A 13,403-nucleotide genomic window follows, 5' to 3' on the forward strand; every position below is an offset into this window, starting at 1 on the left:
GAAGACGCCGGTGGTTTCACCACTGGCACCGCAAGAGAGCGAAGAAAATCCTTGAAAAGCCGACCACTTGGAATCGTACACGGCTCAACTTCATTTCAGCACGCGACTCGATGCGGATGGCGAAGAGCCGGTCGCGGTTGTCCGACTCCAGCAGGATCCGCCCCGACTCCCCGTACGTCCACGGTCGGAGAAACACTGCCCCGTGGAGTGATCAATCCGCATTCCGTGCGCGGCAGGGTGGTTGCGTCCCGTACGCGTCGACCCAAGGACCCCACGCACGTGCGCAACAGTCGAATACCCCTCTTCCTGGCGGTCAGCGCCGTCACCACGCTGGTCCCCGCGCTGACCCCCGCCACGGCATCCGCCGCCGAGAACCCCCTCCGCCCCTACCTCCAGCAGAAACCGGCCTGGCACCGCTGCGACACGGAGCTGCCCGCCTCTCTTCAGTGCGCCACGATCAAGGTGCCGCTCGACTACGGCAGACCGGGCGCCAAGAAGCTCGACCTCGCGATATCGAGGATCAAGACGAGCGTCAAGAAGGAACGGCGCGGTGTGCTTCTGCTCAACCCGGGTGGTCCGGGCGGACCGGGTGTCGACATGCCGCAGTACATGGCCGGCGAGCTGCCGAAGTCCGTGAAGGACAAGTACGACCTGGTCGGCTTCGACCCGCGGGGCATCGGCCGGAGTTCACCCGTCGGCTGTGGCCTGACGTCCGAGGAGCGGAATTGGGAACGGCCTTACAAAGCCGAGACGTTCACCAAGGACGTGAAGTGGGCCCGGACCGTCGCCGAGAAATGCGACAAGAAGCAGGGCGACAAGCTCCGCCACATCACCACCCGCAACACCGCCCGGGACATGGACGTCATCCGCGCCGTGCTCGGCGAGAAGAAGGTCTCCTATCTCGGATACTCCTACGGCACCTACCTCGGCGCCGTCTACACGCAGATGTTCCCCAAGCGCACCGACCGCTTCGTGCTGGACAGCGCCGTCGACCCGGCCCGCATCTGGCGCGGGATGATCCAGGTCTGGGCGGAGGGCGCCGAGCCCGCCTTCACCCGATGGACCGAGTGGACCGCCGCGCGGCATGCCACCTACAAGCTGGGCCGGACTCCCGAGGCGGTCCGCAAGACCTTCTACGACCTGGTCGCTCAGGCCGACCGCAAGCCGATCGACCTCGACGGCACGCTGCTGACCGGCGACGACATCCGCCACGGCCTCCGGGGCGTGTTCTTCGACGCGCGCGCCGCCGCCGAAGCGATCGCCGAGCTGAAGAAGGCCGCCACCGGAGCTCGCCCGTCCGTGGACCGGGAGCTCAAGACGCCCGAGCCGGTTCCGCCGTCCTTCGGGCGGACCGTGCCCGAGGACAACGGTGACGCCGGCTTCTGGGCCGTCGTCTGCGCCGACACCCGTGCGTGGCCGCGCGATCCGGAGCAGTACCGCAAAGACGCGATCCGGGACAAGGCCAGGTACCCGCTGTACGGCGACTTCGCCTCCCACATCAAGCCGTGCGCCTTCTGGAAGAAGAGCGGCAGCGAACCCGCCACCAGGATCGGCAACAAGGTGGGCGCGCTGATCCTCCAGAACGAGTGGGACTCCCAGACGCCGCTGACCAGCGGCCAGGGTCTGCGCCGCGTCATGACGGGCTCGAGGATGGTCACGGTCGCCGGAGGTGTCGGACACGGCATCTACGGCACCAAGTCGTGCGCCGACAAGACGGCCACCGCCTACCTGACCACCGGCAAGCTCCCCGCGAAGGACATGACCTGCCAGGCCGCCGGCGAACGCAACACCCCCAACCGGTTGCCGCTCCCGACGCCCCCGGGCGTCCCGGGGATGGTCAGCCGCTTCTGATCGTCAGGGGCCCTGGGAAGGCCCTCCCCCTGCGGGCTTCCGTTCCGGTGGTCGTCGCGACACCCCCAGTTCAGGGGATGCGATGGACTTCGGGATCCGGGAGACCCGGGCGGAGGGCCTACTCGCGTACCCCTGCCAGGTCCGCCGGGCGGCGGCGCAGTGCGAGGGCGGCGGGGGCCGTCGCGGCGGCCACGGCCAGCAGGGCGCAGGCGCCCGCCGTCGTGCCGAGCGCCTCCCACGGGAGGGTGACGGCGGGCCGCACCGACAGCAGGGCGAGGGCGCTCCACAGGCCGGCCAGGTTGACGCAGGTGACCATCACGCCGAGGAGCGCGCCGGCCGCGACCGCTGTCAGGGCCTCGGCGCCGGTCAGCCGCAGCAGCTGCCACCGGGTGGCTCCGGCCAGCCGCAGCACGGCCAGGTCGCGGATCCGGTCGGAGGACGCCATGACCGTGGTGTTGACCACGGAGATGCCGGTGTAGAGCAGGGCGATACCGAGGACCAGGAAGAGGCCGAGGCCGGTGGTGCGGTTGGTGTCGGGACGGGTGGCCCGGAGCCACGCCTCCCGGGTGAGGACCCGGCCGTCCCCCGTGCCGAGCGCCTCGCGCAGGGCCGTGGCCACGGTGGCCGGGGCCGTGCCGTCCTCGAGTGCCACGTCCACGCGGTCGACCATGGCGCCGGGGGCGTTGCGCGGGGTGACGTAGACGCCGTTTCCGCCGGTGCCGGTGGTCATCACCGCGGCGACGCGGAGGGTGCGCGGCGTCCCGTCACCGAGCCACACCTCGACCCGGTCGCCCACCCGGTGCCGCTGCCACTCCTCGTTGACGATGATCGAGTCGTCGTCGAGGTCGCCCGGTCTGCCCGCCGCGAGCGGCAGGCGCGTGGTGGCGGCGAGGTCGCCGGGGATCGCGGCGCGGGCCTCGGAGCGCATCAGAGCCACGCCGTCCTCCAGGACGTGGACGGCCGTCGAGGACGTCGGGGAGATCCGTGCCCCCGGTACCGCACGCAGTCTGCGCAGGGTGTCCGCGTCGAAGCCCGCTCCGGACACCGGGGTGACGACGAAGGCGGCGGTGGTGCGGTCGCTCGCCTCGGTGGTCTTCGCCTGTCGCAGGGTCGCGGTGGCACCGAGGAGTGAACCGGCGATAGCGACCGTCACCAGGACGGGGGCCGCGAGCGCGGCGGTCCGGCGGACTCCGGTGGCCGTGTTCTCCCGGACCAGCATGCCCACGGCCGAGGGGAGGCAGGTCAGCACCCGCGTCAGGGGGCGCAGCACGAGGGGGGCGAGCAGGGCGGTCGCGGTGATCAGCAGCATGGGACGGCTGACGTACGTCTTGCGGTGGAGCAGGTCGGACGGATCGCCGATGAGGGAGAGGGCCGTCAGCAGGGCGGCCGTGAGCAGGAGGGCCGTGCCGCACAGCAGGCGGCCCCGGGTCAGGGGCCCGCTGTCCACGACTGCCTCGCGCAGGGCCTCGGCGGGGGCGGTGCGGCCGGCTCGCCAGGAGGCCGCGGTCGCCCCGCACAGGGCGACGAGCAGGCCCGTCCAGAAGGCCGCGTGGTACGGCCAGGTGTGCTCCCCGAGGGTGAACCAGGCGGGGGCGAGGCCGTCGTCGATCAGCCGGGCGACCAGCAGCGGTGCCCCCCGGGCGCCCAGCGCGCAGCCGGCGGCCGAGGCGAGGACGCCGACGGCGAGTGCCTCGGCGAGGACGCTCCGGCGGATCTGGGCCGGGGTGGCCCCGGCGGTGCGCAGCAGGGCGAACTCCTTGCGTCGCTGGGCGACCGCGAAGGCGAAGGTCGACGCCACGACGAAGACCGACACGAAGGCGGTGACGCCGCCGGCGGTGCCGAACAGGGCGTTCATGGCGGTGAGCGTCTCGCGGTCCCGGCCGGGGTCGGCGTCGGCGAGGCGGCGCGCGCCGCCGGTGAGGACCCGGGCGCTGTCGCCGACCGCCTTCCGTACGGACGCCGGGTCGGCATGCACGACCAACTGCGCTGTGGAGCCCTCCATCCGGGCGGCGCGGGCGTCCGTGAAGAAGACGGCGTTCTCGAAGCCGCGTGCGATGAGGGTGCCGACGACGCGTACGGTGCCGTGGCCGGTGCGGACCCGCTGGCCGGGGTGCGCCCAGTCGCCGGTGACGACGGCCTCGTCGGCCGTGTGCGGTGCCCGGCCGGTGGCGAGGTCGTAGGGGGCGTACGCGGCGGTGGACCAGGGGTGGCCCACCAGGTCGGCGGGCCCGCCCTCGGCCCGGACGGGGAACGAGCGGTCTTCGACGACCGGGCCCAGGTGCCGCAGCCGCGCGAGGGTCGCGGCCGGTACGGGGCGCGGGTGGGCGAGGGGGGATTCACGGGCGCCGTTCGGGGTCGGCACGCGCAGGGTGTCCCGGCCCTTGACCACGACGGGGGCGGCCGCGAAGCGCTCGGGGCCCCGCTCAGGGGCAGTGACCGTCGAGGCCAGGGCCAGGCCCGTTACGGTGAGCAGGGCCACGCCCAGGCAGAGCGCGACGAAGCTGCCGGTGAAGGTGGTCCAGCGGGTGCGCAGGGTGCGCAGGGTGACGCTCAGCACGGCACGACCTCCAGGCGGGTCATGCGGGTGGCGATGGTGTCGGCGCCGGCGCCGGTCAACTCCCCGCTCACGCGCCCGTCGACGAGGAAGACCACACGGTCGGCGTACGCGGCGGCCACCGGGTCGTGCGTGACCATGACGACCGTCTGGCCCTCGCGGTCGACCATGCCGCGCAGCAGTCCGAGCACCTCGCGTCCGGTCCGGGTGTCCAGGGCACCGGTCGGCTCGTCGCCGAACAGCACATCCGGCCGGGTGATCAACGCGCGGGCCAGAGCGACACGTTGCTGCTGGCCGCCGGAGAGCTGGGACGGTCTGTGCCGGGCCCGGTCCGCGAGACCGACCTGCTCCAGCACTTGGCGCAGCCGGGCTGCCGGGACGCGGTGGCCGGCCAGCCGCAGGGGCAGGGCCACGTTCTGCTCGGCGGTCAGCGAGGGCAGCAGGTTGAACGCCTGGAAGACGAACCCGACGCGCTCGCGCCGCAGCAGGGTCAGCCGGCGTTCGCTCAGCCCGGTCAGCCCGGTGCCGCCCACGGTGACGGACCCGGAGGTGGGCCGGTCCAGACCGGCCGCGCACTGCAGCAGCGTCGACTTGCCGGAGCCGGAGGGCCCCATGACGGCGGTGAAGGTCCCGGCCGGGAACGCGAGCGAGACTCCGTGGAGTGCGGTCACGGAGCCGTACGTCCTGGTGACGGCGTCGAGCCGGACGGCGTCGTGTGTCATGGGTTCCCCCTGGTGTCGGTGTCGCTTCCACGAAACCGGGCGGGGGCGGGCCGGCGCAGTGCGGCGGGGCCTAGACCTGGGGTAGGGCCAGGCATACCCCCGGGCCTCCGCCAGAGCCCATGGCCGTCGGCGCGGCCCGCTTCTACGGTGGTCCCCATGCATCCTCGGAACGTGTGGCAGGCCCTGTCCCGCCCCGGATACCTGCTGTCGGCGTGGCCGTGGCGGGCGGCCGGATACCTGCTCACCGGCGCGGTGACCGGTGCCGTCGTGCTCGTGGGGATCGTGGTGTCGGTGGCGGCCGGCGGGCTGCTGGCGCTCGCGTTGGTGGGGTTGCCGTTGCTGCTCGGGACGGCTCTGGCGGGCCTTCCGGTGGCGGCGGTGGAGCGGTTGCGGCTGCGGCTGGTCGACGCCGAGCCGGTGCCCGACCCGCACCGGGTGCCCGGGGAGCCGGGGCTGCGGGCCTGGCTGTCGACCCGGTTGCGGGAGCGGGCCACCTGGCGGGAGCTGGGTCACGCCCTGCTGTTCGCGGGGCTGTTGTGGCCGGCCGACGCCCTCGCGTTCACCGTTCTCCTGCTGGGACCGCTCTCCGTGGTGGCGACTCCGTTGCTCATGGCCGTCCTCGGCGAGGCGAAGGTCCTCAAGGTGTGGCTGGTCACCACCTGGCCCGCTGCCGTCGGGTGTGCCGTCCTCGGGCTGGTCCTGCTCGCGCTGGGCGTCTGTCTGCTGGGCGTGGTGGCCGGTGCCCGGGCCGGGCTGGTACGGCTGCTGATCGCACCGCAGGAGGCCGATCTCGGGGCCCGGGTGGCCGAACTGGCGCGGTCCCGGGTGCGGTTGGTGGACGCCTTCGAGGCCGAGCGGCGCCGCATCGAGCGAGATCTGCACGACGGGGCGCAGCAGCGGCTCGTCGCCCTGACGATGACGCTCGGGCTGGCCCGTCTCGACGCCCCGCCCGGACCGCTCGCCGACCAGCTCGCCACGGCGCACCGGGAGGCGGACGCCGCCCTCGCGGAACTGCGCGAGCTCATCCACGGCATCCACCCCAAGGTCCTCGCCGACTACGGCCTCGAAGCCGCCGTCGCCGACGCCGCGGACCGTTCGGCCGTGCCCGTGGACGTCGACCTGGACCTGCCGGGGCGGCTTTCCCCGGCGGTCGAGGCCGCTGCCTACTTCGTGGTGTGCGAGGCGCTCGCCAACGTGGGCCGGCACAGCGGCGCGAGCCGGGCCGCGGTGAGCGGCGGGCACCGCGACGGGCGGCTGCTGCTGTGGATACGCGATGACGGGCGCGGTGGGGCACGGGCCGGGCAGGGCAGCGGGCTGACCGGGCTCGCCGACCGGGTGTCGGTGCTCGATGGCAGACTCTCCCTGTCCAGTCCGCCCGGCGGACCGACCCTGCTGCGTGTGGAGATCCCTTGTGACCCTGCGAGTTGAGCGGCCGCTGCGGGTCGTCCTGGCGGAGGACAGCGTGCTGCTCAGGGATGGGCTCGTCGGACTGCTCACACGCTGTGGGCACGAGGTCGTCGCGGCCGTGGGGGACGCCGAGGCCCTGGTGAGGGCCGTCGGGGAGCACGACCCGGACGTGGTCGTCACGGACGTGCGGATGCCACCCGGTTTCCAGGACGAGGGGCTGCACGCGGCTGTGCGGCTGCGCGAGGAGCGTCCCACGCTGCCCGTGCTGGTCCTCAGCCAGTACGTGCAGCGCCGCTACGCCGCCGAGCTGCTGGACTCCGGCGACGGCACGGGTGTCGGCTATCTGCTCAAGGACCGCGTCGGCCAGGTCGAGGAGTTCGTCGAGGCGCTCGGGAAGGTGGCCGACGGCGGCACGGTCGTCGACCCCGAGGTCGTACGGCAGTTGCTGCGACGCCGCCGCGACCCGCTGGAGCGGCTCACCCCGCGCGAGCGGGAGGTGCTGGCGCTGATCGCCGAGGGCAGGTCCAACAGTGCGATCGCCCGCGAACTGGTCGTCTCCGAGGCGGCCGTGGGCAAACACGTCTCCGGCATCCTCACCAAGCTGGACCTGCCGCCGGCGGACGCGACCCACCGCCGGGTGCTGGCCGTGCTGGCGTATCTGCGGGCCTAGCAGGTGTCCGCAAGGCGCCGCTGTCGTCGACGCGTCGTGCGACGACCGGCGAGTCGGTCTCATCGCGTGGCCGTCAGAGCCGTGCGGGCAAGCCACGGGTGACCGGACAGGGCCGGGCCGTCCGGACCCGTCTGACGCCGCGGTGATGACCCACCCCTGGCCAACAGTGGGTGAAGCGGTGGCCAAAACAAACCGGTTGGCAAGTTTCGCCGCCGACCGGATCGCACCATGGTCCCCCAGCCTCTGGACCGAGGAGCGATGAGTCATGGCACAGCAGGCCTGCCCCTTCCTGTCGATCGACCCGTCCGGTCAGGACCTCTACGGCGAGATCGCCCGCATCCGTGCCCAGGGCCCGGCCGTGGAGGTCGAACTCCCCGGCGGCGTACGGGCGTGGTGGATCACCGGCCTGGAGCTGAACAAGCGGCTGCTGGCCGGCCCCGAGACGAGCAAGGACGCCTACCAGCACTGGCCGGCCTGGATCAACGGCGACATCTCCCGCACCTGGCCGCTCGCCATCTGGGTCTCGGTGCGCAACATGGTCACCGCCTACGGATCCGACCACAGCCGGCTGCGCAAGCCCATGGCCGCCGCCTTCACCAAGCGCCGTGTCGACGCGCTGGTGCCGCGCGTCCAGGAGATCGTCGACCGGGCGCTCGACGCTCTGGAGGGCGTCCCGGAGGGCGAAGTCCTCGATCTGCGGGCTGCGTTCGCGGCGCCGATCCCGCACGAGGTGGTGTGTGAGCTCTTCGGCGTACCGGCCGGCGAGGACGGCCCGCGCGCGGCCCTCTACCGCATCATCAACCGCTTCTTCGACACGGCGATCACCCTGGAGGACGCCCAGGCCAACGCCGTCGACCTCTACGGCACGCTGACCGCGTTCCTCCAGCACAAGCGGGAGCACCCGGCCGACGACCTGACGACGGCACTCATCACCGCGCGGGACGAAGGCGGCCTCAGCGAGCAGGAGTTGATGGACAACCTGATCCTGTTGCTCACCGCGGGCTTCGAGACGACCGTCAACCTCATCGACAACACGGTGCACAGCCTGCTCGCCCACCCCGACCAGCTCGACCTCGTCCGCTCCGGGCGGGCGACTTGGGAGGACGCCCTGGAGGAGTCGCTGCGCTTCGAGGCACCGGGCGCCATGTCGGGCTTGCGCTACGCCGTCGAGGACATCGAGATCGAGCCGGGCCTGACCATCCCCAGGGGCGAGCCGCTCGTGGTCTCCTTCGCCGGTGCCGGGCGCGACCCCGAGCGGCACGGGCCGGACGCCGAACGGTTCGACGTCACGCGCGCCACCAGCCGCGACCACGTCTCCTTCGGCCACGGCGTGCACCACTGCCTGGGCCGGCCCCTGGCCATGGCCGAGGCGACCGTGGCCCTGACGTCGCTGTTCGCGCGCTTCCCGCGACTGGCCCTGGCCGACCCGTCGCAGCCGCCGAAGCGGCTTCGCTCCATCATCTCCACCGGCCACGAGGAGCTGCCGGTGCTGCTGCACGGCCGGAGTCCGGGCCCGCGCCCGCAGCAGACCGAGGCCGAGGCCGATGCTGCGGCGATCAGGAAACCCGGCCCTGGAGGAACGCGCGGTACCAGGGCGCCGCGAGGCTGAACGCTGCCCCGAATCCCTCGCCGGGTGAGCAGTCGACGTCCTTCCAGAACGTGTCGTCCGCGAACCAGTGGTCGACGGTGAGCATGCCGAGGTGATGGAGGGCGAGCGGGGACCCGGCGGCCCGGTCCAGGGCGGTGGCGACGTCCACGGCCGCACCGCCGCCACATTCGCCCAACTCCCGGCCCACGGCGGCCAGCAGGTCGGGAACCGCCACCGGCTCGGGCTGGCCCACGTGACGCACACCGCCGCCGTACGCCGGGGAGAGGGCGGCGGCCACCACCGCTCGGCCCAGGGTGCCGACGTCGATCATCGACTGGAGCGCCTCGCAGCCGGTGAGGGTGGCCGACAATTCGTTCATCAGCCACACCAGGCCGGGGATCACCCAGCGGTCGCCCTCGCCGTACACGAGGTGGGGACGCAGCACCAGACCGCCGGCGTCGAGGACGTACCGTTCGGCGGCGGCCCGGGTGCGGCTGGTGGGCGACGCGGGTGCGATCGGCACCTCCCCGGGGCGTACGCCGCGGAACGGGCCCCGGCCGAGGACGGCGGCCGTGCTGACGTACACGATCCGGCGCACTCCGGCGCGCACGGCCTCCTCGACCAGGGCCCGGGTGCCGTGGTCGTTGACCGCCTGGACGGTCTCTGCGGCGCCGCTGATCCGCGAGGCGCAGTGCACGAGGACGTCGATGTCGGCGCACGCGCCGCGCAGGGAGGGCGGGGCGCAGAGGTCGCCGTGGACGTATTCGGGGCCGGGCGGTGCGTGCCGGGACAACAGACGGACGTGGACGTCCGGATGCCGTTGGGCCGTGGCGGCGACCCGGTTGCCCACGAAGCCACTCGCGCCTGTGATTAAAAGTTTGACCGTCACGACAGGGACCGTACCGGCGCCGGCCGGGCGCAGGTCAGGGTGGCGGTGAAGACGGACTCGCCGTCCTGCCGCCCCGACACCCGGACGGTCGTCTCGCCGGGGTGTTCGGTGAGTACCTCGGTCTCTATCCGGCATGGGCTGTGCAGTTCGGCGTACCGGGTGAAGCCGGCCGTCATGGTGCCCGGCAGGAAGGGGCGCAGGCCGGACGCGGCGGTCGCGGCCTGGCGGGCCGCCTCGAACAGGATCATGCCGGGGACGTGGTCGTTGGGCCGTTGGAAGAGGACCGGGTGGCCGGTGTCGACGCGCAGGTGCCATACGCCGGGGCGGTCGGCGGGGGCGAGGACGACGTCCTCCGGGCGGGCCCGTCCCGCGGCCCGCGGCGGTATGCCGGGCAGCAGCGGCACCGGCGTGTCCGGGGCGTCCAGCTTCGCCGCCCGCAGGCGGCGGTAGGCGCGCGGGGAGGTGCAGCCGGTGCTGCCGGTGCCGCGGGCGACGAACCGTCCCGCGCGGCGGAACTCCATCGTGGTCCGCATGCTGTGCAGTCCGCGACCGCGGCGGCGGATCTCGGAGCACACGACGTCGACCTCGACCGGTTCGGCGGCGTCCGCCAGCAGCAGCGCGGACGGGTCGACGCAGACCGTCAGGTCCCACATGACGAAATGTGTGTCGGCAGGGGCGCCGAACTCGGCGTGCGCCAGCACCATCGACGCCTGCCGCAACGTTTCGCCCACGACCATCGGGTCCTGGTGCCGGTCGTCCACGGGGCCGAAGAAGGAGTGGGCGGCCGGCCAGTGCGCGGTGAACCGGAAACGCGTGTCGGAGATTCGGGCCCACCGGGTGGGGAAGACGTCCGTCTCTGTGGTGCGGTGGGCGAGTTCCTTGGTGACGGCGGTGTGGAAGTGGGGGACAGGGTGTTCGGTGACGGGGGACGGCGGCGCCGGCTCTGCGGCTGTCGTGGCCGACGCCGCAGGTTGCGCGGTGGCGGTGGCCGGTGATGCGGGTTGCGCGGTGGCGGTGGCCGGTGATGCGGGTTCCTCGGCGGTGGGACGCGGTGGCGCGACCCCCCGGTGCACCTCGGCCTGTGGCGGGTTCTCGACGGTCGTAGCAGTTCCGTTTGCCGGACGGCCCCCGCGTCCGGTCTGATCGTCGGTGAGTGCGCTTAAAGGCCCTGTCTGCGGCATGAGAACCCCCAGGATCGGCTGCCTGGCCGCGGTCGACGCCTGACTAAGATACGGACGAACCGGTTATTTCCAAAGTGGGACAAACCGCTGGGACAGGCTCTCGCGCCCTCGCCGGACAGCGACTTCACAGGGATCGACGGAGATCAGGAGGCACCCGATGGCGCGACAGGAGCGCGCGATCCGCACCCGGCGGACCATCCTGGAGGCGGCGGCGGCCGTCTTCGACGAACGCGGCTACACCTCGGCGACCATCGGCGAGATCCTGGACCGGGCCGGCGTCACCAAGGGCGCGCTGTACTTCCACTTCGGCTCCAAGGAGGAGCTGGCGGTCGGGGTGTTCGAGGAGCAGCTCGCGATCACGCTCCCGCCGCAGTCCAGCAAGCTCCAGGAGCTCGTCGACTCCGGTCTGGTCATGGCGCGCCGGCTGCGGTCCGAGCCGCTGGTGCGGGCCAGTGTGGGGCTCGCCCTCGACCAGGGGGCCATGGACCTCGACCGCACCCCTGCCTTCCAGATGTGGATCGACCAGAACGTACAGCTGCTGAGCGAGGCGAAGACGCGGGGCGAACTGCTCCAGCACGTCGACGTGGCGGAGACGGCGGAACTGCTGGTCGGCAGCTTCTCCGGCGTGCAGCTGCTGTCCCAGTTGCGCTGCCAGCGGCAGGATCTGGAGCGCCGTGTCGTCGTCCTGTTCGAGCACTTCCTGCCCAGCATCACCGTGCCCGCGGTGCTGGCCCGGCTCGACATCACGGTGGACCGCGCCGAGAAGGTGCTGGCGCAGGTGCGGGCGGAGGGGGAAGCGGCGGTGGCCGCGGAGACCTCCGTGCCCTGACGGGCGTAGCGGTCCCGCAGTATGGGCCCGGCGCGGTCGCCCACATCTGTGGAGTTGTCCACAGGGTCTGACGCGTTACGCCCGCCGGTTGTACGGTCGGCACAGGGTTGATGTTCGTGCGCGTGCGGGGGAGGCGGTCGGGATGACCAGGGCTGGAGCTCAGGACGAGGGCGGGACCACGGCGGGGGACGGGGCGATGCGCCGGCTGCCCCGGGTGCGCGGCTTCGCCGCATGGCCGGCCGAGGACTCGCCCCAGGACGAGGGCAAGGCCCTGCGCAAGCGGGTCCCGCGCAGCGCGCACGCCACGCTCGACCTGGACGCGTCCCGGCCCGACGCGGTGAGCGCGGTCGAGGAGTCGGGCCGCGGGCGACTGCCCGAGCTGGCGCCGATCAGGGTCGGCCGTATGACCGCCACCCCCTTCGCTTTCCTGCGTGGCGCGGCGGGCCTCATGGCCCACGACCTCGCGCGCACGCCCATGACCCGGATCCGTGCCCAGATCTGCGGCGACGCCCACGCGGCCAATTTCGGCCTGTACGGCGACGCGCGCGGCGGACTGGTCATCGACCTGAACGACTTCGACGAAACGGTGCCCGGACCCTGGGAGTGGGACCTCAAGCGGCTCGTGGCCTCCCTGGTGCTCGCGGGCCGGGTGGCGGGTGCCGACGAGGACCAGTGCCGCAAGGCGGCGTACGACGCGGCCGGTGCCTACCGCAGGACCATGCGGCTGCTGTCCAGGCTCCCGGTGCTGGACGCGTGGAACGCCATCGCGGACGAGGAGCTCGTCTCCCACACGGACGCCCATGATCTGCTCGGCACGCTGGAGCGGGTCTCCGAGAAGGCCCGCCACAACACCAGCGGCCGTTTCGCGGCCAAGTCGACCGAGGACACCGAGGACGGCGGGCGCCGCTTCGTCGACGCCCCGCCGGTGCTGCGGCGCGTCCCGGACGCGGAGGCCTCGGCGGTGGCGGCCTCCCTGGAGGAGTACGTCGGCACCCTTCAGGAGGACCGCCTGCCGCTCCTCGCCCGGCACGCGGTGCAGGACGTGGCCTTCCGCGTCGTCGGCACGGGCAGCGTCGGCACCCGGTCCTACGTCGTGCTGCTCCTGGACCACCGGGGCGAGCCGCTGGTGCTGCAGGTGAAGGAGGCACGGGCGTCGGCGCTGGTACCGCATCTGGCGACGGCCGGCTTCGAGGTACCGGACGCCGGTCACGAAGGCCGGCGGGTGGTGCTGGGCCAGAAGCGGATGCAGGTCGTGAGCGACAGCCTGCTGGGCTGGACCACGGTCGACGGCTTCCATTTCCAGGTCCGCCAGTTCCGCAACCGCAAGGGCAGCGTCGACCCGGCCGCCCTCGCCCCCGAAGAGTTGGACGACTACGGCCGCATGACCGGCGCGCTCCTGGCCCGCGCCCACGCGCACAGCGCCGATCCGCGGCTCATCGCCGGGTACTGCGGGAAGAACGAGGAGCTGGACGAGGCGATGGCGGCCTTCGCCGTGGCGTACGCGGACCGGACCGAAGCGGATCACGCGGAGCTGGTGGCCGGGGTGAAGGCGGGGAAGGTAGCGGCGGAGATGGGGGTGTAGGGCGGCCGAGACGGGGGTGCGGGGGCGCGCGGGCCGGGCGGGGCCGTCGTCGGCCCAGGTCTTCCCGTCCGCACGTCCCTGCGGGGTGCGGAGGCGGGCTCGGTCGGTGGTCGGTGGTCGGTGGTCGGCG

10 protein-coding genes are annotated in these 13,403 nt (G+C 72.9%); 6 read left to right on the plus strand and 4 right to left on the minus strand.

The features are described 5' to 3' along the window. Window positions 1-279: 279 nt before the first annotated feature. On the plus strand, window positions 280-1,851 hold the full coding sequence (locus tag ACIQHQ_RS18295) for an alpha/beta hydrolase (protein ID WP_402612921.1): 1,572 nt from the start codon (window positions 280-282) through the stop codon (window positions 1,849-1,851). A 118-nt stretch (window positions 1,852-1,969) separates the two neighbouring features. Here ACIQHQ_RS18295 and ACIQHQ_RS18300 read toward each other — a convergent pair whose 3' ends face one another. Both ACIQHQ_RS18300 and ACIQHQ_RS18305 read right to left on the minus strand, forming a co-directional pair. Continuing rightward, a complete protein-coding gene (locus tag ACIQHQ_RS18300; RefSeq protein ID WP_402612922.1) occupies window positions 1,970-4,408 on the minus strand; it encodes an FtsX-like permease family protein in 2,439 nt (812 codons plus the stop codon). Continuing rightward, window positions 4,402-5,127, minus strand: a complete 726-nt coding sequence (locus tag ACIQHQ_RS18305; RefSeq protein ID WP_402612923.1) for an ABC transporter ATP-binding protein — start codon at window positions 5,125-5,127, stop codon at window positions 4,402-4,404. The genes ACIQHQ_RS18300 and ACIQHQ_RS18305 overlap by 7 nt, the downstream gene beginning before the upstream one ends. Before the next feature lie 156 nt (window positions 5,128-5,283). Between ACIQHQ_RS18305 and ACIQHQ_RS18310 the strand changes: the two genes are divergently transcribed. The 3 genes from ACIQHQ_RS18310 (at window position 5,284) to ACIQHQ_RS18320 (ending at window position 8,813) form a co-directional block, all read left to right on the plus strand. Continuing rightward, window positions 5,284-6,555, plus strand: a complete 1,272-nt coding sequence (locus ACIQHQ_RS18310) for a sensor histidine kinase (RefSeq protein ID WP_402612924.1) — start codon at window positions 5,284-5,286, stop codon at window positions 6,553-6,555. Continuing rightward, window positions 6,545-7,204 (plus strand): response regulator, encoded by a 660-nt coding sequence (locus tag ACIQHQ_RS18315; RefSeq protein WP_402613072.1) that lies wholly within the window; start codon window positions 6,545-6,547, stop codon window positions 7,202-7,204. The genes ACIQHQ_RS18310 and ACIQHQ_RS18315 overlap by 11 nt, the downstream gene beginning before the upstream one ends. A gap of 265 nt (window positions 7,205-7,469) precedes the next feature. Beyond that, window positions 7,470-8,813, plus strand: coding sequence for a cytochrome P450 (locus ACIQHQ_RS18320; RefSeq protein ID WP_402612925.1), 1,344 nt, complete (start codon window positions 7,470-7,472; stop codon window positions 8,811-8,813). Here the strand turns inward: ACIQHQ_RS18320 and ACIQHQ_RS18325 are convergent. Continuing rightward, entirely contained in the window at window positions 8,761-9,681 is a 921-nt protein-coding gene (locus ACIQHQ_RS18325; protein WP_402612926.1) for an NAD-dependent epimerase/dehydratase family protein, read from the minus strand. The two genes, ACIQHQ_RS18320 and ACIQHQ_RS18325, sit on opposite strands and share 53 nt — an antisense overlap. Next, entirely contained in the window at window positions 9,678-10,862 is a 1,185-nt protein-coding gene (locus ACIQHQ_RS18330; RefSeq protein WP_402612927.1) for a ScbA/BarX family gamma-butyrolactone biosynthesis protein, read from the minus strand. Before ACIQHQ_RS18330 ends, ACIQHQ_RS18325 begins: the two co-directional genes overlap by 4 nt. A 157-nt stretch (window positions 10,863-11,019) precedes the next feature. Here ACIQHQ_RS18330 and ACIQHQ_RS18335 point away from each other — a divergent pair, with 157 nt between their 5' ends. Next, a complete protein-coding gene (locus tag ACIQHQ_RS18335; protein WP_402612928.1) occupies window positions 11,020-11,691 on the plus strand; it encodes a ScbR family autoregulator-binding transcription factor in 672 nt (223 codons plus the stop codon). A gap of 142 nt (window positions 11,692-11,833) precedes the next feature. Continuing rightward, complete coding sequence (locus ACIQHQ_RS18340) at window positions 11,834-13,273, plus strand: DUF2252 domain-containing protein (protein WP_402612929.1); 1,440 nt, start codon at window positions 11,834-11,836, stop codon at window positions 13,271-13,273. Window positions 13,274-13,403: the final 130 nt, after the last annotated feature.

Origin of the sequence: Streptomyces sp. NPDC092370, assembly GCF_044755265.1 — a bacterium.
Taxonomy (GTDB): domain Bacteria; phylum Actinomycetota; class Actinomycetes; order Streptomycetales; family Streptomycetaceae; genus Streptomyces.

What these genes read in the sequence shown, in the direction of transcription:
- ACIQHQ_RS18330 (WP_402612927.1), bottom strand. Translation starts at nt 10,862, where the DNA reads ATGCCGCAGACAGGGCCTTTAAGCGCACTCACCGACGATCAGACCGGA.
- ACIQHQ_RS18340 (WP_402612929.1), top strand. Translation starts at nt 11,834, where the DNA reads ATGACCAGGGCTGGAGCTCAGGACGAGGGCGGGACCACGGCGGGGGAC.
- ACIQHQ_RS18305 (WP_402612923.1), bottom strand. Translation starts at nt 5,127, where the DNA reads ATGACACACGACGCCGTCCGGCTCGACGCCGTCACCAGGACGTACGGC.
- ACIQHQ_RS18310 (WP_402612924.1), top strand. Translation starts at nt 5,284, where the DNA reads ATGCATCCTCGGAACGTGTGGCAGGCCCTGTCCCGCCCCGGATACCTG.
- ACIQHQ_RS18335 (WP_402612928.1), top strand. Translation starts at nt 11,020, where the DNA reads ATGGCGCGACAGGAGCGCGCGATCCGCACCCGGCGGACCATCCTGGAG.
- ACIQHQ_RS18320 (WP_402612925.1), top strand. Translation starts at nt 7,470, where the DNA reads ATGGCACAGCAGGCCTGCCCCTTCCTGTCGATCGACCCGTCCGGTCAG.